Here is a 25,103-nt window from a genome sequence, read left to right as displayed (position 1 = left end):
AATACCATTCACATTCCAAGTCGCGCACAAAATTTTCAATTTAAAAAAGTTTTTCTATAAGCTCAAAGAACGGTTTTAGCAAAATAAATGCGTTTACGGTTGAATGACCTATATGTTTTTTTGAGCAGCAAGAATAGTACCCACCGCCTGCTTGTATTTATAGGGGTTCCCCGCCTTCTTAATGGCCTTGTACACTTTTTGTGGATTGTGGGTAGACTGCGCAAAAAACTCCCAAAAACCAATCATTTTCATTTTTATAGGTGTTGGTCCAGAAAGTATAGCGTCATACTGTGCGTAAAGTGTATCGTGAAATTCTCTAAAAATTTCCCAACGGTCAGCCGGATATTCTGCCCTGCCAGCTTTTATCATACTTGGTAAAAATGGGTCCGCTATAAGACCTCTGCCAATCATAAAATATTCAACAGAAGGAAATTGCGCTCGCATTTTATTGAACGCGCTTACTGAGGTAATGTCGCCATTATAATACAGGGTATGTTTTGCGATATCCAAACATTTTTGAAACCCCTCGAGGTCAACACCTCCTTTGTATAATTGCTTTCCAAGGCGCGCATGAATCGCTATATTTTTTAGCGGGTACTTTTCAAGTATGGGTATCGCACGTAATATTTCGTCGCTATTTTCATATCCAAGGCGCATTTTCATGGAAATCGTGACATCGGTTTCGTTATGTGCTCGGTGTAATATGTGGTCTATCTTTTCGGTATTACAAATAAGACCTGACCCCATACCGCTATTCGTTACCATAGGATAGGGGCAGCCCAAATTCCAATTAAGCTCGCTATACCCTAAGGATTGAATATACTTTATGGTATATATAAATTCATCTGCATCCGCTGTCATTACTTGCGGGATTAAGGTGATGTTTGTATTTGCATCAGGGTTTAGGTCGCGCTGATAAGAACCCTTTATCACCATCTTTCTATTATAACGTATATAGGGCGCATAATAAGTGTCTATTCCACCGAAGAATTTCTGTTGGGCATTACGGAATATAGCGTCTGTAAAACCTTGTAATGGAGAGGAAAGTAAAAAGTAGGACATTGTAAATTATTGAAGGAGTCAAAGATAGCGGAAAATGCTACTGTTAAGCTAGGTTGCAGGACACCTTGGATTAAAAATCATTATTCCCTCTCTAATTTGGTTGCTTTTTTGTTTTCCTCCTGGTATTGTATGGCTGTGTAGGAAATGATTTTCCAATCACTAGCTTTTTTCACCAAGGTAACCGCTGCTTTTGCAACACTTTTTTCCCCTATAGGAGTCGTCCAAGATTGGTCAAATGCCACCCAAGCCAACTTGGCGTCATGAAAAATAAGATAGTTGGAGTTTTCAAACATAGAAGTTATGGGTTCTGGGTTTTCCTTAAAAAAGGATTCTAAATTCACCCCACCCTTATCCCATCCTCTTGTTTGGGCGAACCCAGCTTCGGAAATATCTAAGCGCAAGACATCTTCGCTATGGTCCCAATACGACGCCCATTTTTGATAGTCCTTTTCCATATAAGCGCTGGTTTCTCCAACAACGACCGCTTTAAGGGATTCCTCGATAGCTTCCGACGATTCTGTTTTCTGAGTTTGGCAAGAAATGAGTAGGAGGATACTCAAGACAAAAATACTATGTTTCATATCCCATTGGTGTTATGTTTGATTAAACCCTGAATCCGCTAGATACCGGTTAGTTGAACATAAATACGAAAACATCATATATAATTAAAAATATTATTCTATCTATCACGTGGTCAACAACCGTTATGCTAATTTACAAGTATTTTGCAATAAGTGTGTTTAAGGGTTCCTTACGAAAAGAACGTTGTTGGCAACCGGTTTATAAAATGCCTGTCGAGCCGCGTACTAAAAAATAAGTATTATTTGGAGTATTTAAAATTCAATTTGAAAAGCATAAACAAAAGCGCTCTTTTTGCTTTCTCACTTCCTTTTCCCTAAATCCTACAACAATTACTCATAAAACACGGAACATTAGCGTAAGCTTTCGTATTTTGGTATAAATCTTTAAATTAGTTAAACCATGGGAAATTTCTTTTTTATACCAATTGTAATATTTTTAGTCCTTGTGCTCTTTTCGTGTATTTTTATTGTAAAGCAAAAGACCGCAGCCATTATTGAAACTTTCGGTAAGTTTAGTAGTATTAGACATTCGGGTCTTCAATTCAAGATTCCTTTTGTGCAGAAAATTGCTGGTCGCCTGAGTTTAAAAATCCAACAACTGGACGTTATCATTGAAACGAAAACCTTGGACGATGTATTTGTAAAGCTTAAGGTTTCCGTGCAGTACAGGGTAATTCGGGAAAAGGTGTACGATGCTTTTTACCAATTGGATTATCCGCACGATCAAATCACGTCCTATGTTTTTGATGTGGTACGTGCCGAAGTACCCAAAATGAAGTTAGACGATGTTTTTGTTAAAAAAGATGATATTGCGTTAGCGGTAAAAGCCGAACTTAACGATGCAATGGCGGACTATGGTTTTGATATTATAAAAACCTTGGTAACTGATATTGATCCAGACGGACAAGTGAAACAAGCCATGAACCGAATTAACGCATCTGAGCGAGAAAAGATCGCCGCGCAGTTTGAAGGTGATGCCGCACGTATTCTAATCGTAGAAAAGGCAAAGGCCGAAGCGGAAAGCAAGCGTTTGCAAGGAATGGGTATTGCCGATCAGCGTCGTGAAATTGCCCGTGGTTTGGAAGAATCCGTGGAGGTGCTGAACAAAGTAGGTATTAATTCCCAAGAGGCCTCTGCCCTAATTGTTGTTACGCAGCATTATGACACCTTACAATCTATAGGAGAGGAAACCAACACGAACCTGATACTGTTGCCTAACTCGCCGCAAGCAGGTAGTGATATGTTGAATAATATGGTCGCCTCCTTTACAGCAAGCAACATGATCGGGGAATCTATGAAACAGACAAAACTAGATAAACTGAAAAAGAAGGAATAACAAAAATGAACCATTTAAAAAGCCCGAAACACAGGATGTGTTTCGGGCTTTTTTTATGCACTCAACATATATCGACCAATAGGTATCAATTTTTTTCTTGAATCTTGGCCCAGGAATCCCTAAGGCCTACTGTTCTGTTGAATACCAGGTGTTCGTTCGTACTATCAGGATCTACACAAAAATAGCCCATGCGCTGGAATTGAAAACGATCTTCTGGTTTCGCTGATGCCAAACTAGGTTCAACATAGCCAGTGATAACCTCTAGCGAATTTGGGTTTATAAACTCCATGAAATCCTTGTCTTTATGAGTATCCGGACTTTCGTCCGTAAATAATCGGTCATAAAGGCGAATTTCTGCAGCAATCGCATGTTTTATGGATACCCAGTGTAAGGTGCCCTTTACTTTTCTAAGGCTTTCTTCGCTACCACTGCCACTTTTGCTTTTTGGATCGTATGTACATTGTACCTCTATGATATTGCCTTCATTATCTTTCGTACATGTTTCCGCTTTAATGATGTATCCGTTTTTCAGCCGAACTTCGTGACCCAACTTCAATCTGAAGAATTTTTTATTGGCTTCTTCTCTAAAATCGGCCTTTTCAATATAAAGTTCTCTGGAAAAGGGTACTTCTCGGGTGCCTAATGCTTCGTCTTCAGGACTATTTTCTGCCGTTAACCACTCTTCTTCACCTTCCGGATAGTTGGTAATCACAACTTTCAAGGGGTCTAAAACACCCATAACCCTTGGAGCCAATTTATTTAGATGTTCCCGCACGTGAAACTCAAGTAAGGACACATCGATTAAATTATCTCGCTTTGCAATACCTATAGTGTCCACAAAATTTCGAATGCTCTCTGGAGTGTAGCCTCTTCTTCTGAGCCCGGATATCGTAGGCATCCGCGGATCGTCCCAGCCATTTACTATGTTCTGTTCTACGAGTTGTGCTAACTTCCGTTTACTAACAACGGTATGGCTTAAATTACGTCTAGCAAATTCTCGCTGTTTTGGACGTATTTTATTGGAATCATATACTTGGTCTAAAAACCAGTTATATAATTCTCTGTGCATCGCAAATTCAAGCGTACAAAAAGAATGCGATACTTGCTCTATGTAATCACTCTCACCGTGTGTCCAGTCATACATTGGGTAAATACACCAATCGGTATTTGTTCTGTGGTGTGCCTTGTGCAAGACACGGTACATAATGGGATCTCGCATCAGCATGTTTGAAGAGGCCATATCTATCTTGGCACGCAGCACATGGGTCCCTTCTTTAAAGTCACCATTCTTCATTGCTTCGAAAAGGGCAAGATTTTCTTCAACGGACCTATTTCTATTTGGACTATTTGTTCCAGCTTCTGTAGGGGTGCCTTTTTGTAAAGCCATTTCTTCCGAAGACTGATTATCTACGTAAGCCTTACCCTCTTTGATTAAATCTACCGCCCAATCATAGAGTTGCTGAAAATAATCAGAGGCATACCGTTCGGTATCCCATGAAAACCCTAACCATTCTACATCTCGTTTTATGGCGTCTACGAACTCCTGTTCTTCTTTTGCCGGGTTCGTATCGTCAAAACGCAAATTTACCGGTGCATTATGGCGTAGACCAAGCCCAAAATTGAGACAGATGGAACTGGCATGCCCTATATGCAAATAGCCATTTGGCTCCGGAGGAAACCGGAATCGAAGTTCCTTTTCGGTATATCCACTTTGAAGATCTTCGGCAACGATTTGCTCAATAAAATTCAACGATTTTGGTGTCTCGCTCATATGCTATTTTTTCAGGTTACAAAAGTAGCAAAAATGCAACAAGAACAGGGTTTAAAATAGGCTGACCTTGTATTAAACGATTTTCACAACAGTTTTAAGGGATACTACAACAATAAATTCCCAGACTACGCTAAAAGGAACATATTTGTCGTTGAATAGAAGGTTTGTGAAGATATGCCTTCGATGTTCATATACGAGTAGGGGCCCAAAACTACAGATCATTATGAAAAATTATTCCAAAATCTACATCTTAACCGCCTTTTTTATGCTTTTTGCAGTTGTACATATTAGCGCACAAGCTATTGTAATCAACGCACCTGAGCCGGCCGACAACCCCAATCTTGCAGGTAACTCACCTTGGCCAGCCATTTGCGCCGGTAATGGAGGTTTCAACGAGTACTTTGTTAACATTACTTGGGCAGGCACTACCAACGCTGGCAACGAGTTTATTCTAGAACTTTCAGATGCTAACGGTAGTTTTGTAGCTCCTGAAACACTGGCAACCGTTACGGACCAAAATGCAAATACAGATTTCGATACAAGTTTCTCAATTCCATTGACCACCAGAGGTCAAGGATATAAAATGAGGGTCCGAAGTACAGATCCGGTGAGAATAGGTGCGGAATCCGATGCCTATAGCATGTATTATATGGATGTTACATCTAACCTTAACATTAGTGAAACAGGAGACGGCGTTCCTCCAGGAAGTATTTGCAGCACCAATGCAATAACGTTACAAGTAGATAATATTACGAATCCGGAAACGTATCAATATTCTTGGTATAGAAGCGGAACCCTTTTAACAGGGGAGACCGGACCTACCTTGAACATTAACCAAAGTGGAATGTATAGTGTGTTTATAGATTACGGACCCATCTGTACCGGTTCCGGTAATACCGATTCCAATATTGTGGATGTAACCATAGGTGCCGGCGGTTCTGGTATTGCCGTAAACGCTCCCTCACAGACAGCCTTGTGTGCTGGGGATACGGAAACGCTCTCCATAAATCTTATGGACCCAAGCTGGAGCTACCAGTGGTATAAAAATGATGTAGTAATTCCTGGGGCCATAGGAACTAGTTACACAATAAATGCTGCAACTGCTGGCTTTGAAGCGGACTATGCGGTTGAGATATCCGCTCCAGGCGTTTGTACAGAACGTTCTGATGCTGTGAGTATAACAAATGCCGATAATTACAGTGTAATCGTGGACAATCCTACGAATGTGGTGATACTGCCCTCCCAAGCGCAGACATTGAGCGTAAGTACCACGGCCAATGCACCAACCTATAAATGGTTTCGTAATTCAGTTGAAATTTTAGGGGAAACAAATAGCACATTGAACATTACCCAAGAAGGAGCATATTATGCAGAAGTAACTCAATCCGGAGGTGCTTGCGCTAGCTCTGCAAAGAATTCAGAAACGACGCTTGCCGTATCGCCAGCTTCTTTTGAATTTATCATTGATTACGCTTCTGCTTATACCAGCTGTGTAAGCACAAGTATGGTTTTGGAGTTACAAACTATAAATGCAATTGCGGCCGATGGCACAAGCACAGATGTAACAGCAGACTTGGAAGATTCATTTTCTTACCAGTGGCAGTGGAACGGAGTAGATGCAGCCGGGCAAAGCGGGAAGTCCATAAGTCTTGTTTCTAATACAGAGAATGGGGACTATGTACTTTCGGGAACATTGGCAGGATATAACGAGAGTTCGAATATTTTGCCGTTACAGTTGCTTACCAACGAAACAATAGCGATTTCCAGTACCAGCACAGTATATTGTAGCGCAAGCGATACCGTCACGCTAAGCACTACCACCGATTTGACTTCTGCTAGCTATGAGTGGCAAAGAGATGGTGCAGCAGTATCGGCTAGTGATGAAGTATTGAACATTGCCGAACCAGGAACATACCGATTGGTGTTAGAAAGAGATGGTTGTTCTTTGATTTCCAATGAGATTACTATAGCTCCTCTGGACGAAAATCTTATAACGCTAGACCCTGCCGGTGATATAGTATTACCAGAAGGAAGCTCCAGAACCATAAGAGCAAATGGAGCAACGGCTTACCGGTGGATGGATGCGTCGAATGTAGAGATGAGTACGTCTGATAGCGTTACGATTACGGAGCCAGGCACTTATACACTAGTAGCAAGCATAGATAATTGTGAGATTGTAAGACAGGTCACGGTAAGTATTTTGGATACGTTTAAAGTGCCTAATGTCATTACGGTGAACGGAGACGGCATTAACGACCAGTGGATCATTCCCAACCTGTACTCCAATAAAGCGGATGTAAACATTATCATCTACAATGAACAAGGAGCAGAAATAGTAAACGAGTTTAACTACAACAATAACTGGCCACAGTCATCCACGGCATTTCAAAAACAAAATATGGTATTCTACTATAAGATAAGGAATGCCAACGAGGTACTTAAACAAGGTACCATTACCGTAATACGATAAACTTACCATGCTAAAGAAAAATATTTTATACCTGTTATTATTATTTCTTGCGCTAGCCAACGTAAGCGCACAGGAAGAGAATCCTTTTATCTCTTACGATGTGCCCGCGCAGAACCTTTTAAAATACAATAGGTTCTTGATCAATCCTACTTTTTCTACGGTAAGGGAAGATAAATCATATGTTAACCTTTTGCATAGAAACCAATCGGTACAGTTCGATGATAATAACCAAAACTACTTTTTAAGCTATAGTGGTCGTGTAAGCGACAGAACAGGTTTAGGATTAAGTTTGTATACACAACGACAAGGTCTCTTAAGTAACTTTGGGGTATTGGCCAATTATGCATATGGAGTAAAGTTAAATGATAAAAGCAATTTAACTTTTGGGGCAAACATGTCCTATTATAACAGTGGCTTTGATGAGGGCAGAGCCAGTACAATAGAAATAGACCCTTTATTGGCTGGGTTACAAGACCAGAGCTTATTGTCTATTCAACCTGGATTAAATTTATCCTATGGTAATTTTGATGTAGGGGTTTTTGCCGAAAACCTTTTTGATTATAATTTAAAGACAAGTGAATCCGTAACGGAGTTCAGAGACAAGACGTTTTCCGGACACCTACAATATACTCATCAGTTTAAAAATGCTTCTGGAATTTTTGAAGAAGGTAGGCTTATGCCATTGGCACGGGCTAGAAAAATTGGAGAGCAAGACCTTACCTTGGGTGGAAGCTTAATCTTAGACTTACCTAAATTGGGTTGGGTGCAGGCTGGATACGATAGTTTTTACGGAGCTGCTGCCGGCGCAGGCTTTAATCTTAACAGGCGTATATCTTTAGGGTATACCATGGAAAAAGGGCTATCTAGTAATTTTGACAATTTTGGACTTACCCACGAAATATCTTTTGCCTATTCGTTCACACCTAACCTTACAGAAGATAGGGTGTTGTTTGAAGAGGACGATATGGATAGCGTGCAGAACGATTTTGAACTGGATACTGATACATTAGCCAGTAATGAGGAGATAGCGGAGTTAAAACGCAGATTGGCAGAAAACGATGCTATTATTCAAGAATTGATGTTTCGTCAAGATTCACTTGAATCCTCTCGGCAGTCAGATTTAGAACGTCGTTTTAGTATGGTGATGCGTATGGTACGTAATGAAACCAATGGAAATAATCCGGAGCTGGAGCGCAAGGCGGAAGCACTGTTTAAGGGAGGGGATACTACCTCAAAGATGGCTTCTGCAAACCCATCTAAGGAGAATACCAGTATGGATGGCGGAAAGGGATATATAGAGCCCGTACGTAAAGAATCCTCAAAGGATGCCGTAGCAACCCAAACAATAAAACCGGTAAGGACTACCGCGCCTAATAGTGCTAACGATGAAGTGGCTTCTAGATCCGATAGGGTTAATAGTTCAAATTCTCAGAAAAGAACGGCAGTCGTTCAAGACAAGATTAAAAGTAGACGATTTAAGGACCTCCCCGATGTGACCGACGGCTATTATGTTGTGGCCAATGTGTACAAAGGTGGGCAGTATATGGATAATTTTTTGAACAAACTAAACGATAAAGGCATCAATGCGAATTATGTCGATAACCCTAACAACGGACTCAAATATGTATACTTGAACAGGTATGACACCTTTGCCGAAGCTAAAACTGCCGCAGAAAGCAATCTAAACGGTAAATACGATGGCCCTACGTGGATTATGAACGTTGATAATAAATATACCAATGAGGCATATGCGGACAACGTAAGCAAACTAAAAAAGAAGTCCTCTAAATACGATAGTGATGTATTGCAAAAAAATGTTATTGTAAAGGATAAAGTGGTTGCAAACACGTCGGAGAATGACACCTATGAAATTAATGGGCTTGGTTCTGGATATTACCTTATTGCCAATGTCTTTGCCGTTCCTCAGAATGCCAATCGTTTCGTGGCCTTGCTCAACTCAATAGGGCTTAGTGCCAGCTATTTTATTAATCCAAAAAATAACTATCGGTATGTATACCTAAAGCGTCATGATGATTGGAGTAATGCATTGATTTCTTATTACTCTAAACTTAATGATGCCTATAATGATAAGATGTGGATTATGCGGGTTAATTCTGGCCATATAGCTTAGGTATAGAGAACCCTATTTAAATAGTAAAACAACAGTACTACGCTAAGTGAATTTTACCTAAAATAAATTCAGCTGATATAGAAAGCAGCTAATTACGCCTTAAAACTATCAATATGTGTAGTCTGAAATTGGTGAATTAAAAAAAGACGTCTGTTCATGCTCGTATCAATCCGGAGCCATTTTATCCACCAACTCTGAACATACTACAATTTTAATCCTAGCTCCGAAATTATGGGGTGTTTAATTGTCATTAGGCTTACCTCGAAATTTAAATTGGTTTCCGATACATTGCTCGTGTTCTTCTACATGTATTCTTAATTTTAGATTCATTGACGATATTATTTTTAGAGAAAACAAGCTCAAGGACCAACCTCCGATATTTGGAACACGTATGTTGTTCTATAGTTCCTTCCCTATAAAATAGTAGTATCCGTTATGCAATATCAATAACTGCGTAAAATGGCTTTTTAATTTCAGCAATACTTCATAGTAAAATGGAGCGTAACGAAAACGCCTCGACTTCTTTTGGAAAATGTCTTTTTAAGTAAAATAGCATACGCACCCATAACTTCTCGAGCAACGTTCGTTTTAAAAAAAAGTTGTAAAACTCGCCAAAAGTGACACCTATTTATTAGCAGCACAAAATAAGGGCACAATGGAGTTAGGTACAGATTTACTTAAAACCTATTCTTTATAAAAAAATATCTTGAGGCATTCCTGAGTTCCTTGAATATTAGGGAAATTACATATGAAGCAACATAACGGGGTTTTACAAAATGTTTTATTACAAGCTCATTTACGTTTTAGATTCAGTATGCACAACGGTCATCACCCATATTTTTTGGCTTAAATCCAAGGACCCTCTATTTAACATACTATATCAAATACTCGTTTCACAACATAAAAACGGGTTGCCACAACATTAAGTTTTACAAGGAATTACTTAAATGAATATTTGTAATTGGTGGACTCCGCTCCTATGTATTTATTGATATTCTAAGAACGAACACCAAAATAAGCAAAACTGATTACCAAAACCTATAGTCTTGGAAAAGATGAACAAACTGACTATTCTTACAAAGCTAGCACTCCTTTTTTATTTTTTGATAGCTGGCATACAATTTACTAACGCTCAGGAATATGTGCCGTTCACTCCAAGGCTGGAAGGTGGTAACATAGAGATTCGAGGCGATATTATTTTCGTTGGCAACAACATCTTGAACCGGGCCTCACAGTCAAATCCTGAAGAAGCGAACACCCCTTATAATGGCACACAGAACAATAACTCCTTATGGATGGAGTATATTGATATTGATGCTGATCCCACAACCTTCAGCTCCAGTAGCGCGGAACTTAACCTTAACGACCCTTCATGCTCTCAAATTAGGTATGCAGGATTATATTGGGCCAGTACGTATCCCAACGAGCGAAGCACCGATGGCGGCCAACAGTTTTCCGGTACACCGCGAAGCGAGGAATGGAACCAGATAAAGTTTATGGTTCCGGGTGGTTCCTACGTAGACCTTGTAGCTGATAATGATCCTGATCTACTTGGAGAGGAAGACGACATTATAATGAACGGTTATCAGCCTTTAAATCCTACTACTTTTGCAAAGGACGGTCCCGTAATATGTTATAAGAATATAACCAATCTTGTTCGGTCAAGTGCCAATCCCAATGGGGAATATACAGCAGCAAATATTAGGGCCACAAGAGGTAGAAGAAATGGTTCTAGTTCGGCCGGATGGGTGATGGTAATCATTTATGAAAACCCGAACGAATCGGGTAAATTCATCTCTACTTTTGACGGCTATGCCGGCCTTTCCGGATCAGTAGGCAACGTGGACGTGGATGTGAATGGATTTAGGACTTTGCCAGCTCCATTTCCAGTAAGGGCTAGAATTGGGGTAGGCGCTTTGGAAGGCGATAGAGGTATAAGGAACGACCGTTTTTTCCTTAGGGCCGATATGAACTCGGGATCCACATTTACCAACCTTGCAACCGGTTTGAATCCCAACAATAACTTTTTTAATTCAACAATTACCACTAACGGTGCCGAAGTGCCTACAAGAACACCTTATGGAACCAATACGTTGGGAACAGATTTGGACCTGTTCAATTTAAATAATCCCAGCCAAAATGTATTGCCTAATTCAGAAAGTGGCGCCACGCTTCGATTTACTTCCAGCGGTGATGGTTATGGCCCATTCTTGGCCACTTTTTCCGTTGAGATAATAGAACCGAACATTGTACTGGAGAAAAGGGTAGAGGATATAGCGGGTAATGATATCACAGGTGCGGGCGTAAATCTTGGTCAAACTATTGATTACGTTCTTTCTTTTAGAAATTTAGGTAACGATTCCGCTTCTGGATACACGATCAGGGATGTTCTTCCCGTAAACACAACATTCTTAAACGTTGATGTTGCAGGGGCACCTGGAGTAACCCATACGGTAGACACAACAACAAACGAAGTCGTATTTACGATACCGGACAATTTGGTAGCGATTGGTACCCCTACAAGCAATATTCGTTTGACCGTACGAGTAGCGGAGAATTGTTTTGATTTTGTCGATGCATGTACAGACCTGATACAAAATATAGCTTATTCTACCTATAGTGGGGTTATAAATAATGCCATAATTACGGATGACCCCAGCGTGTCCGATTTTGATAATTGTGGGTTCGTAACCCCAGGAGCCACAAACTTTCTTTTAGACGACCTTGCTAACTGTAATTTTTCTAGAACCGCCCAACTTTGCGGGGATTTTGTAGTACTAGATTCCGGAGATGGTTTTGATAATTATGTCTGGTATCAAGATATAAATGAGAATGGCCAAATAGATTCTGGTGATATAGATATTACTGGCTTAGACGGAAATCCAGATAATGACCCAAGCACTACAGTGGTAACTTCATCTGGAATGTATATTGTAGATAAACAGATTGCAGACCCTTGTAAAGGATTTATGGAAATTATTACCGTAGAGCGTTTTGGGGATAATACAGAGAATCCTATTATAGCATTTTTCAATGATTCAAATTCTGATGCAGACCCTACAAACGACATACAAGGCGAAATAGTAAGCTGTTCGGTCGATGGCGATTTATTGCCCAAAATTTTCCTATGTGGAACTAACGATTCGCAACCTATTCAAGTTAACATTATCGATGCTCAAAGTATTGTATGGGAGCAGTTGGATGAGGGGAGTTGTGCATCTTCAGGGGACGATTGTGCAAATAAAAACCTTACCTGTACCTGGAACGAGGTTGCTACAGGAAATTCCTTTTCTGCCAATACAGAAGGGATGTATAGACTGGTTGTTACCTATCAAAATGGCTGCTTCAACAGGTTTTACTTTAATGTTTTTCAAAACACCCTTGACATTCAATACACGACTAGAGACGTGGTTTGTGAAACCGAAGGAAATATAACTGTAACCAATATTGGCAGTGGATATGGTTTTCAGTTGGTTGATATAGCGACGAACACCATTGAAATTCCTTTCAGTGCAAATAATGGGCCTATATTTAATTTTACCTCTAATGGAGCGTACAGGGTTGAGGTCACACAGTTAGATGTTAATACTGGGCTACCTATTGACGGAGCCTGTATCTTCAGCACTCCGGGAATAGGGATTCTTGATCGGGATATGCAAGTAGACATAACCACTACACAAGCTAATTGTAATGCTCAAGGGACTATTCAAGTGGATGCTCTGGATGTTTTTCCTAATTACAGCTATGAGCTGAGATTGGACGATGGCACACCTGCACCTAGTATAGGGAGTCCAGATTATTACCCTGCCCATCCAGGTGGGACACTTATAGATTCGGAAACCGCACAGCCCGTTAATAGTTACACTTTTAATGTGAACGCAGGCGATTATTTTGTTATCACCCGTTCAGATGATGACTGTTTGGATGTACAATCGGTTCGTGTAGATAGAATTCCCGACCCAATATTGTCTGCTTTGACCACTGCAGACATAGGTTGTAGTGCCGGTACAATAGAACTTACTAGAACCGGCGGATTAGGGAATCCAGATTTCCTCTATACCATATGGAGCAAAGACGGGGTGTTGCTGCATGATCCAGGAGGGTCGGCTACGGAACAGCAAATCGTGAATAATATAGATCCAAACGCATATCAGACCGAAAGCACGTTTTCTTTTGGCTGGAGGGATGGCGATGGCGATGGCATCGACGAATACTTTCCAGGTGAAGAAGGCACCTATATTTTTGTACTTCTGGATGCCAACAATTGTTATGCGCTTTCCAACCCGGTTACGATAAACGATGTAGGTTCTTTGACTATCGATTCTGTAGACGAGGTACAACCTGCTTGTAGTGGCGATGCCAATGGTCAATTGACTATAAATGTATTGGGGGGCATAGCTCCTTTTCAATATAGCATCAATAACGGTGCAACCTATCAGCTAACACCTAATTTTGTTGGACTGGTCGCTGGGCCATATGAAATAAGAGTTCTCGACAGCAGTGGTTGTGACGTTACGCTTCCCTATAACTTAACAGAGCCTTTTCCATTAAGTGCTTCTGCTGGAGTATCAAGGGATGCCAGTTGCGACCCTAACGGTGCTGAAGTCCGTATTACCAATGTACTTGGTGGTGTGGCTCCATACGAATATAGTTTTGATGGCGGTGGTACATGGGGAAGCTCATCTACGGAGCTATTGACACCAGGAGATTATACGGTATTGGTTAGGGATGCTTTTTGTTCCTTTCCTATGAACGTCACCGTAGAAGGCCTTCCTGCTCCGCCGGACGTGGCCTTGACTCCTGAGGTAGATTATAATTGTGACGGTACGGGTACTATTACGGCATCACCAAGTATTACAGGATACGATTATAGATATGAATTAGACGGCGTACCTAACGCACCAGACCCCACAAGCAATGTATTTAATAATGTTGCTCCTGGAACATATACGGTTACCACGTATTACACGTCACAAACCCCACCAAGTCCAAGCCTACTTCTTTCTGAGGATTTTGGTATAGGAAATGGAACTATCCCTAGTCCCGATACTAGAGGTTATGCCTATGAAGACCAAACTACAAGTACAGTAGCGGGCGGAGATGCCAACAGCAATATTAACGACTTTCAATATAGCGTAACCAATAGGATTGTGGCTCCTTTTGGAACTTGGTTAAGTCCAAACGACCACACCGACCCCTCCGATCCCAATGGGCGTTTTTTGGTCATTAATGTGGGCACTCCGAGTCCAGGCCAGATTATTTATACAAAACCAATTCAGGATATTATTCCAAATAGACCCTTACGGATTTCTTTGAACATCTTTAATGTGGTGCGATCTACCGCAACCATTTTAAATCCGGATTTGACCATAGAAATAGTTGATGCGGGAGGTACGGTTATACAGTCCATTAGAACCGGAGAAATTCCAAAGAATACAGGACCGGATGATTGGGTATTGTTTACAACCGACTTTGATCCAGGAATGAATACAAACTTGGACTTTGTCATACGTTCGGAAATCTCAGGAAATAATGGCAACGACCTTGCATTGGATGATATTGAGATTTATCAGATTCCAGAAGTATGTGAACTATTTGTAGAAACACCGGTAACGGTGGCTGCAGGACAAGTATTTACTTCTTCTATTCAAAATTCCACTAATGTTTCCTGTAACGGGTTAAGCGATGGCACAATAACTTTTGAGGTTGAAAATTTTGACACTGTTGCAGGATTTCAGTACTCGGTAGATGGCGGGACTTCTTGGATTACATCAATTACTTCTCCCGTAACCACAGCTCCTGTTTTTGGAGCAGGAAACCAAACGATTTTAATTCGTAAAGCAGATGAAATTACCTGTGGCACTTCAATATCAAGAGTAATAACGCAACCCACTACTTTGGGCATTTCCGCGAACATCAGTAGCGCACTTACCTGTACTTCCGGCGCAACCATTAGAGCCACCTCCAGCGGAGGCTCACCAAGCTATGTGTATCAGTTAGAAGATGATTTAGGAAATGTTACAGGAGGCTTTGACTTTCTAAACAACGGTAATAACAGGACATTTTCTGGACTTACAGCAGGAAATTATGTAATAAGAACAAGAGACCTCAATAATTGCGAAGCGGACGTTACAGTGACAATAGCCCCATTAAATCCAGTCGTATTTACAACGATTCCAACCACTTGTTACGACGGCACCAACAATGCCACTATTCAAGTAAATGTTACCGATGGAAATGAAGGCTATCAATTTAGAATCAATGCAGGTCCATGGTTGACACCTACATCGGCAAATGCTACAACATATACCTTTCAAAATCTATCTAGCGGATCTTATGATATTGATGTGCGGGATCAAAACGGTTGCCCATTGACTTTGGCTACCCAAACGGTAGTGATTGACCCTGCTTTATCTGTAAGCGCAACGGCACCTAATATTTCGGCCTGTGATACGGATTCGGATATTACGGTTACGGCTAGTGGCGGTGATGGTAACTATACGTTCGCAGTAGTAGCTAGCGGAGCTACGCCTGTTGATGGTGATTTCAATACTACAAACCCAGTTCTTGGTTTTGTAGCCGGAAATTATGATGTGTATGTGCGGGACAATGATGGTAATACCGGATATTGTTCTGATAGTTTTCCGTTGACCATAACACAAGACGCACCGATCAACTTTACTCCAACACCGACAGATGTCACATGTTTTGGAGGTGCGAACGGCGCTATTTCAATAGCAATAAATTCTGGCGGACAAGCTCCTTTCACCTATAGTATTGATAATGGTGTAAGTTTTAGTAACGGAACAAATTTTCCAAATTTAACTGCTGGTACTTATCCAGTGGTCGTTAGGGATGCCAACTTGTGCGTATCTCCTGCGATAGATGTAGTTGTTGATCAACCGGACCAATTAGTAGCGGAAGCCATACAGACCCAAGACTACACCTGTGCCCAGTTAGGCCAGATTACGGTAGGTAGTGTGACTCCAACAACAGGTGGTTCAGGAGATTACCAGTACAGCATTAATGGTGGTTCATGGACCGCATCAACTACCGGTGGCCATACATTCACGGATTTGTCGGATGGAACGTATTCGATACGTGTTAGGGATGCCAATGCATTAGGTTGTGAAATCGTAGTAAGCGATGTAATCATTGCACCGTTACCTATTGCACCAATAGTAGATTACTCGGTAGTCTATAATTGTGATGGTACCGGAAATGTAACCGTTACTCCTTTCGACGCTTCATTTATCTATACACTAGATGGAACTGTCCAGGGCCCAGGTGCAGGAGCAAATACTTTTAACAATATAGCTATTGGAACACAATCATTGCGGGTAGAATATAGCCCAGACTGTTTTGTAGATTCTACGGTTATCATACAAGACGGAAACGCCTTTGAAGCATCAATCACTGCATTTGACAACCTTGATTGTAACGGTGATAGTACCGGCAGTATTACTATAGATGCGGCCAATTATGGTGCAGGAGGATTTCAATACAATATAAACGGAGGGGCTTTTGTTGGACCGTTTACAGCTGCCCAGACTATTACGGGACTTAATGCACAAACGCACAATATTATAGTTCAAGATGTAAACGATCCTACATCATGTAGCATTCCGCTGAGTCAGGTTTTAACAGAACCTGCTGTAGTTGCAGTCAATGCTGCCATAACTGCACAATTCACATGTGATAATACGGGCGCAACCATTACGGCCACAGGAACCGGTGGCACACCCACCTATCAATATCAGTTGGAAATTAGCGATGACACGGATTTAACAGTGCCTTATGTCAATATTATTTCAGTCGAAAGAGCTTTTCAGAATTCTCCAATTTTCACTAATGTCCCTGCAAGTAGTGTAGGAGAGAGCTATGTGGTTCGCGTAAGGGACACCAATTCTTGTGAAGATGTTATCGATACGGCCATTACCGTAACAGGACCAGAGCTTATTGTATTTGACGCAACGCCAACCGCTTGTTACTCAGGAAATAACGATGGTTCTATAGTTGTAAATGTTACAGGAGGAAATGGGGGATATCAGTTTAGGTTGGACGGAGGGCCTTGGAGAGCTCCAGTACCGGCCAACGCTACCACATACACCTTCCAAGGTTTGTCCAATGGCGCTTATGATGTTGAGGTAAGAGATCAATTCGGTTGTCCATTGGCGTCCAACACACAAACAGTAATCATACACCCACAATTGATTGCAGCTGTAGATGTTACTGCATTAAGTGCTTGTGGCGATGGTTCTATAACCGTAAATGCATCTGGAGGAAACGGAACGTTGTTATATGCTATTGTTCCTGCAAATACCAGTCCTACCGGATTATATACCACAACAAGTACGTTGACCATAACCGAGGCCATGGCAACCGCCAACCCTGCCGGTTATGATGTATATGTGCAAGATAACAATGGCGCGGCACCAACCTGTTCTTTCCTTCAGGAAGATATTATATTGACGCCCGTTCCAGCGCTGACAGTTAACGCAGTCCCAACAGATCCAGAATGTTTCAATGGTCTTGGCTCTATTGATGTTAACGTTGGCGGAGGTACCATTCCCTATGATTATACCTTGGTAGACCTTTCCCCAGCGGACGGAATAGATTATGGAAGCACCAGCAACAATATTTCAACCACGCCCCTGGCCTTTAATGGTATAGGTGTAGGCGATTACGAAGTTGTAATAAGCGATGAGAACGGTTGTACAATAACTTCTGCTATGGTAACTATTGCTAATGCAACGGAAATCACAGCAGATATCGTTCCTATTTTACCTGCTAATTGCGATGACCCAAGCAATACGGCCGCAGATTATGGTTTTGAGTTTGACAATGTTGTTACACCAACAGGAACGGTAGAATATAGTGATGATTGGGGTGCCACATGGCAAGCATCCAACGAACTTAGAGGTAGTTTGTCTGGAACCGAGGTATTCCCTTCAATTAGAGTTACTTTGGCAAGCGGAACTATTTGTCAAATAGATTTTGATAGGTATATCATACCATTCCCTCTTGATGATCTTGACATTACCATCAACCCTATCATCTTAAATTGTAATGATTTACAGGTTACCGTACAAGGTAGCCAAGGTAATCCTGTGCCCGGTTATGAATATACGTATACAGACGATCCGGCAAACTTTAGTACATTTTCGGCAAACCCTGGAATATGGACAGCCGCCATTGCGGCTGGAACGTCACATACATTTGCTAATGTAAATCCTACCACACCACAGAACGCCTTACTTCCATTATTGGTTCCCGGTAGAACGTATGTGTTTTATGTAAGGGATGGCTCCGGATGTATTCGTGAAAGTAGTGTTAATGTTAATAATGTAGTCCCTAATTTACCGATAGATATCAATGTTGATGTAACACCTACATGTAACGGAGCTACAACGGGCGTATTAACCTTTAATATTACTCCAGATGCACCACAGCCGCAAATGCGTTGGGAAATCTATGAACTAGGAAATGGTACACCTGTGGAAACTAGTGGTGGTATTGTTCCGTTCAACAATGCGGTTACAACAATAGTTCCGCTTACCGAAGGTGATTATTTTATAGATGTTATCCAAGTGGATGCTTCAAATGTCGATGCCTGTAGGGGTGCGAGCGAAAATGTGTATGTTCCCGAATTACCTCCAATTTCTGCTACAGCAGTTGCTACGAGGAATATTTCCTGTAATCTGCCCGGTCTAATTAGTGTTAATAACATCACCGGTGGTGGTGGCGCACCATATACCTATGATGTTTCGGGGCCTTCAGGTTTTACCCAAACAGGAACTACGGACAACCCTATTGAAATTCCCGTAAACTCCCCAGCAGGAAGTTACACGGTAACGCTTTACGATCAATTTAGCTGTCCGTTAGTATTAAACCCGGTAAACTTGTCTTTATCGCCCAATCCAACCATTACCTCGGTAACACAGGACAACTGTTCGTCACCGATCAGTGTAACTGTTGTAGGCAATTCCCTTGCCGGAGGCCTACGATATGCAATGGTGGCAATAGGAAACCCTGCCCCGACAACGTTCTTGGACAATGCAGGTCTGTTTACGAACGTTACCCCGGGAGACTATGATTTTTATGTGACCGATGCCAATGGTTGTATCGCCACCATGACTGCATTTACGGTTGACCCTGTTTTATCCGCTCGTGCTACCTTGACAAAAGTACTGGATTGTACACCAACGCCCGAGGCCATCATCAGCATTGAGATTTTGGATGGTTCCGGTAACTACGAATATAGTATTACAAATACGGCTGGCGTACCTGCAGTTGTACAAACTGGCGTGCCTAGCACCAATTTCGACTATTTAGCGCCTTTACCTGGAGATTATACCATTACTATTTACGATTCCAATTCGCCTAATACCGCGGCTTGTAATAGAGAATTTATTATTAATGTGCCGGACGTGGTGCAGCCTATTATTAGCACTGTTGATAGTACCGATGTAACTTGTATCGGCGATAATGATGGGACAATCACAATATCAGCGTTAGATAATGCTATTGGTCCTTATACGTTTGAAATTACTTCTTTAGACGGTGCGGTAATTAGCATTAACCCAACAAGTACGACAAATACAAGTGCAACGTTCACAGGGCTTTCGGCTTCAACAGGAGTAGGATACGTAGTTACAGTTACGGCAAACGCTACAAATGCTTGTAGCACTACAAGTGCTCCTATTGTAATAGCAGAACCTGCAGCGATAGCGGTTACCATGAATCCTACCGTAGAATTTGCATGTACCGCAGGAAACAATACCAATAACGCCAGTATTTCGGTACAAAGCGTAACGGGAGGTTCAAACACGTTTGTACGTTACCAGTTCTTTAATAATTTAGATTTGGTGACACCCGTACAAGATGGTTCAAATGACACCTATATCGAGACAAATACGGTAGGCGGCAATTACACCGTTGTGGTTTTTGATGACAATGGTTGTCAAGGAACAGCTGCCGCTAGCATAGCTCCGTTTGATGAGATATTACCGGCAACGATTAACGTAGATCAGGTTATTTCTTGTATCGCAGGGGAAAATATCACCATAAACGCTTTTGGATCACTTACAGATTCAAGCACGCCTGCTGGATTGGCCAACTACGAGTTCAGGCTATTGCCAAATGCTTTTGCGGCAACGAATGTATTTACAGGATTACCTATGGGCAACCATACGTTTGAAGTGAGAAATGTAAATACCAATTGTGTGGTGTCCATTTCCCATACCGTGGGCGAACCTAATAATTTTGAGATTACGGCAACCGTAGAAAATGTTGTTTGTGACGGAACCGATGGTTCAGTGAGCTTTACTATAAATGACCCTGTCAACCCTTATACAGGTGGGTTCTCATGGCAGGTATACAATTCTCAAGGCACAGTGGCTACAGGAGACGACGTTCTTCTAGTAGGTGCAAACGGTGTTTCAGCGAATGTAGGCCCAACGACACCATTTGCTTTAGGGGAAGGTGAGTATAGGGTAGATATAGTTCAGGATAGTAATCCTAATTGTACGGTAACCGATTTCTTTAGCATTGCTGGTCCAAACGGTCCAATAACAGGGAATACACAGATCGAACCAATTACATGTGCCTTTAATGATGGCGTAATCGAGATCATAGACGCGCAAGGCGGTTGGGGTACATATACATATTTTGTGGCTCCGGCTACAGATCCTGCACCAGTGGCAGGGAGTTTTGTAACGAACCCACGATTTGTTGGCTTATCAGGTGTTCCGACTCCAGGAACGGATTATCAAGTTTGGATAAAAGACCAGAACGATTGTATGCAGCGCTTGCCAGATGTGAACCTAAGCGATCCAAACCCAATAACGGCAGACCTCCAAATAAACCAAGGTAACTGTACCGACTTCTCTGGAGAGATAGAGGTAATCAACGTTGCCGGAGGTCAAGGCAGCAACTATACCTATCAATTAATACTGAATGGCGTTGATTTTGGAGTGCCACAGCCAACTAGAATTTTTTCAGGCTTGGGTGCCGGTTCCTATGAAGTTAGGGTTACAGATCAATGGGCGTGTGCGGTGACAACGTCAGCAGAAATTTTATATGATGTGATAGCGCCAAGAGCGGATATCGTTAAAACTATAGATTGTAATTCCGGTGGCGAAATCACCATAAGCCAAACAGGTGGTTCCGGTACATTTGATTATGAGGTTAGATATCCCGGCACCTTGATGGCAGTCCCAGCCGATGATACAAACACGACAGGTGTTTTTGTTGGCCTTATCACGCCGGGGGATTATGTATTTACGGTAACGGATACGGCCACGGGTCATACGTGTAGTACAATGGTCACCCAACGTTTGGAACCCAGCGTTCTTCCGAACATAAACATTGATGATTTTACGAATGTCACTTGTAACAGTGCCGACGACGGAACTATTAGGGTAAGTGCAAGTCCCGATAACGGAATTGGCCCCTACACCTTTACCATTATATCCGGACCTGGAAGTAGTGCAACATTCCCAATGGTGGCAACTAGCAGCACAAATGCAACAGCAGTTTTCTCAGGCTTAGAAGGTACGGTTGCGGGAATAACATATACGATTAGAGTATCTTCTCCAAACGGGTGCACAAGGGATATTACCCAGGTAATTACTGAACCAAACGTGATTTCAAACTTTACTGCAACCACGGAACAGTTCGCATGCACCATAGGAAACAACGATAATTCGGCAAGTATTTCTGTAGATATGCCAAGTTTAACAGGTGGTTCCAATAATTTTGTGAGATTTAGATTCGTAAATACCACGACCGGTACAACGGTTCAAGATGGTGCTAATAATACTTACTTAGAAAGTAACTATGCTGGTGGTGTTTATGAAATAACGGCGTTTGATGACATGGGATGTGCAAGTCCCGTCCTAACGGAAACCATCAACCCATTTGTTGAAATATCCGATGCAACTGTAACAAGCGTAACAGAACTTACTTGCAACCCAGGGAATGATGCCAGCATCCAAGTTGGAGTAACCGTGAATCCTTCAACTGCCACGCCAAATTTGGAATTTGTGCTAAATGGGATGAATGTGACGTATACATCAACGAATACAAATGGATTGTTCACTGCACTAGAAGCCGGTAACTATAGAGTTACCGTTACAAATCTGGACACCAATTGTATTATTGAAATAGTACATACGATTGATGCGCCCGAATTAATGGAAATAACGGCAACAAAGCTAACGGACGAAGAATGCTTGAACAATGGCGTGGATGATGGTAGTTTTAGTGTGGGAATCTCAAACTATACGGGCACTTATAATTATCAAGTATTTGATAATGCAAACAACCCGGTAGTAGGTCAATCTGGGACTGGAAACACCGCTACGGCATTACCTCCGATTACCAATTTGCAAGGAGGTGTCTATTATGTTAGAATTACGCAGACTCAGGCACCATTCTGTGTAGAGAATTCTAATGTAATTACAGTTTTAGCACCTACTGCTCCAATAGCGGTTGTTCCAGTTGAAGTTTTAGGAGTAAGCTGTTCAAATAATCAGGGTAGCATCTCTGTTGTTCCAACAGGAGGTGAGGGGCCGTACACTCTAGATTGGATTAACACAACAACAGGTCAATCCGGAACACAGGCGAATGTATCTGCTTATATTTTCAACGGACTGGCTGCAGGAGATTACACCTTTACGGTAACCGATTCTTTCAGTTGTACCGAAACGGCCTCCATAACCCTTATAAGACCAGATGACATCGTGGCAACTATTGCTGCTACAACGCTATCCTGTTTTGGGGACAATACGGCATCTGTTACAGCTACAATAGCTCCTAGAATTGCTATTGCAACATACGGCTATAGATTGAATGTGTATGCCGATATGATTTCGACTATACCTTTACAGACGACACCGAGACAAGCTTCAGATACGTTTACCGATCTAGGAGCGGGCTATTACAGCATTACCGTTTTGGATGACGACAATGGCTGTAGTGCCGAGACGCCAAGAGTACAAATAATTGAACCTACAGAAGTTTTTGCTCAATTGTTTAGGACAGGCGAATTGACCTGTACTAATTTGGCACAACTAGAACTTAGGGCTATTGGGGGAACCGGACCGTATAGTTATAGTGAAGACGGTATTACCTTCTTTCCAATGAATATGTTGAACGGACCGAACACACATGTTTTCGACAATATAGTGGCAGGAACGTATAGCTATTTTGTACGGGATAATTTTAGTTGTGCCTCTATCGCTTCGAATGAAATTACGGAAGATCCTATAATGCCATTGACTTTAACGGTTGATGACACAGCTGCCTATGTAAACTGCACAGGTGACAGTACTGCGGGCATTACAGCAACAGCAGATGGCGGATTAGGAAATTATCAATATGCGCTTTACACCGATGTTTCTTTGAGTTTGGCATCTAGAATTGGCGGACCACAATCACAAGGAATTTTTAATGGATTACCAGCAGGAACGTATTATGTAGAGGTGACCAGTGAAGATTGTACAGTAGCACCACAAGAAGTGGTTATTGCGGAACCAGTTCCGTTAAGCTATACCGACGATGTTGTTAATGTTTCCTGCTTTGGAGAAAACAATGCTAGTATAACAGTAACATTAAGTGGTGGTGCCGGAGGATATCAATATGCGATATCACCAAACTTAAATCAATTTGATAGTGTAAATACATTTACAGATTTAAGCCCCGGTGATTACACGGTGATAGCACAGGACACCAACGGTTGTTTTGAACAATTAACATATACCATTACCGAACCCACGATGCTTGAAGTTTTGGCGACAACCACACCAGAAGTGTGTGCAGGTAGTGCCGATGGGTATATAAACCTTACTGTTTCAGGTGGAACCGCTCCTTATCGCACCTCTTTAAATTCCAATATCGAAGCAGATTTCGTAGAAGGCCAATTGGAATTTATTGGGTTGGCAAGTGGCAATTATTTGGTATTTGTAAGAGACGCAAACGATTGTGAAATTAATCTTGTTGTAGATATTGAGCCCGGGGTTAACCTTAATGCGACTGTTACACCGATATATGAATGCAACGGAGATACTCCAGATAACTACGTAAACATCACCTTAGAAGATCAAACAGTGCTAGGGGATGTGCTGTACGCTTTGAATTCAACAGACCCAGCGGATATGCAATTGAACCCAGATTTTAGAAATACGGCTCCTGGGACGCATTACATAGCTATTGCACATTCCAATGGTTGTATTCAAACATTTGAATTTGAAATAGAAGCCTTTGATCCATTGACCTTAACCTTGGAACAAAACGGCATCAATCAGATAACGGCCAATGTTATTGGTGGTAGGCCAGGATATACTTACTACCTAGGTGACAGGGAAATAGGAGCCGATAATATTTTCACGATTTATAGGACAGATACTTATGTAGTTACTGTAGTCGACGAGAATGGATGCGAAGTGCAAGCGAGTATTTTTATGGAATTTATAGACGTCGAATTCCCCAACTTCTTTACACCGGACGGTACAGGTCAAAATGACTTTTGGATACCTAGAAACATGGAAACCTTCCCTGAAATACTAATCATAATATTTGATCGTTATGGTAGGGAGGTATACCGAATGGGTGCCAATGATTCGGGTTGGGACGGTTTATACAATGATTCCGAGTTGCCTACAGGTGATTATTGGTATACGGTAAGGCTCAATGGCATTGAAGACAATAGAGAATTAATAGGACATTTTACATTATATAGATAATGCTTA

The 25,103-nt window shown here is 41.6% G+C and carries 7 protein-coding genes; 4 read left to right on the top strand and 3 right to left on the bottom strand.

Features of this window, described 5'->3' with window-relative positions; translation table 11 throughout:
- Positions 1–108: 108 nt before the first annotated feature.
- Together MS6x_RS10190 and MS6x_RS10185 are read right to left on the bottom strand one after the other, a co-directional pair.
- On the bottom strand, positions 109–1,062 hold the full coding sequence (locus tag MS6x_RS10190) for a tRNA dihydrouridine synthase (protein WP_482601642.1): 954 nt from the start codon (positions 1,060–1,062) through the stop codon (positions 109–111).
- An 80-nt stretch (positions 1,063–1,142) separates the two neighbouring features.
- Positions 1,143–1,643, bottom strand: coding sequence for a hypothetical protein (locus MS6x_RS10185; RefSeq protein ID WP_482601640.1), 501 nt, complete (start codon positions 1,641–1,643; stop codon positions 1,143–1,145).
- Positions 1,644–2,043: 400 nt separating this feature from the next.
- Between MS6x_RS10185 and MS6x_RS10180 the strand changes: the two genes are divergently transcribed.
- Positions 2,044–2,979: an SPFH domain-containing protein gene (locus MS6x_RS10180; protein ID WP_482601638.1), complete on the top strand. Its 936-nt coding sequence runs from the start codon at positions 2,044–2,046 to the stop codon at positions 2,977–2,979.
- Positions 2,980–3,064: 85 nt separating this feature from the next.
- Here MS6x_RS10180 and MS6x_RS10175 read toward each other — a convergent pair whose 3' ends face one another.
- Positions 3,065–4,750 carry a glutamine--tRNA ligase/YqeY domain fusion protein gene (locus tag MS6x_RS10175; RefSeq protein WP_482601636.1) on the bottom strand — a complete coding sequence of 562 codons (1,686 nt, stop codon included), beginning with the start codon at positions 4,748–4,750 and terminating at the stop codon, positions 3,065–3,067.
- A 223-nt stretch (positions 4,751–4,973) separates the two neighbouring features.
- Between MS6x_RS10175 and MS6x_RS10170 the strand changes: the two genes are divergently transcribed.
- From MS6x_RS10170 to MS6x_RS10160, 3 genes are all read left to right on the top strand, one after another.
- A complete protein-coding gene (locus MS6x_RS10170) occupies positions 4,974–7,220 on the top strand; it encodes a T9SS type B sorting domain-containing protein (RefSeq protein ID WP_482601635.1) in 2,247 nt (748 codons plus the stop codon).
- 7 nt (positions 7,221–7,227) lie between these two features.
- Positions 7,228–9,351, top strand: coding sequence for a PorP/SprF family type IX secretion system membrane protein (locus tag MS6x_RS10165; protein WP_482601633.1), 2,124 nt, complete (start codon positions 7,228–7,230; stop codon positions 9,349–9,351).
- Positions 9,352–10,406: 1,055 nt separating this feature from the next.
- Complete coding sequence (locus tag MS6x_RS10160) at positions 10,407–25,097, top strand: T9SS type B sorting domain-containing protein (protein WP_482607159.1); 14,691 nt, start codon at positions 10,407–10,409, stop codon at positions 25,095–25,097.
- The last annotated feature ends 6 nt before the right edge of the window (positions 25,098–25,103 follow it).

The sequence above is a fragment of the Maribacter sp. MS6 genome (assembly GCF_056839185.1).
Note: the sequence above shows the minus strand (reverse complement) of the source record. Positions and strands in the feature narration are given on the sequence as shown.

Bases quoted from the DNA above. Each gene is read 5' to 3' on its own strand.
- MS6x_RS10160 (WP_482607159.1), top strand. From the start codon at position 10,407: ATGAACAAACTGACTATTCTTACAAAGCTAGCACTCCTTTTTTATTTT.
- MS6x_RS10175 (WP_482601636.1), bottom strand. From the start codon at position 4,750: ATGAGCGAGACACCAAAATCGTTGAATTTTATTGAGCAAATCGTTGCC.
- MS6x_RS10180 (WP_482601638.1), top strand. From the start codon at position 2,044: ATGGGAAATTTCTTTTTTATACCAATTGTAATATTTTTAGTCCTTGTG.
- MS6x_RS10165 (WP_482601633.1), top strand. From the start codon at position 7,228: ATGCTAAAGAAAAATATTTTATACCTGTTATTATTATTTCTTGCGCTA.
- MS6x_RS10190 (WP_482601642.1), bottom strand. From the start codon at position 1,062: ATGTCCTACTTTTTACTTTCCTCTCCATTACAAGGTTTTACAGACGCT.
- MS6x_RS10170 (WP_482601635.1), top strand. From the start codon at position 4,974: ATGAAAAATTATTCCAAAATCTACATCTTAACCGCCTTTTTTATGCTT.
- MS6x_RS10185 (WP_482601640.1), bottom strand. From the start codon at position 1,643: ATGAAACATAGTATTTTTGTCTTGAGTATCCTCCTACTCATTTCTTGC.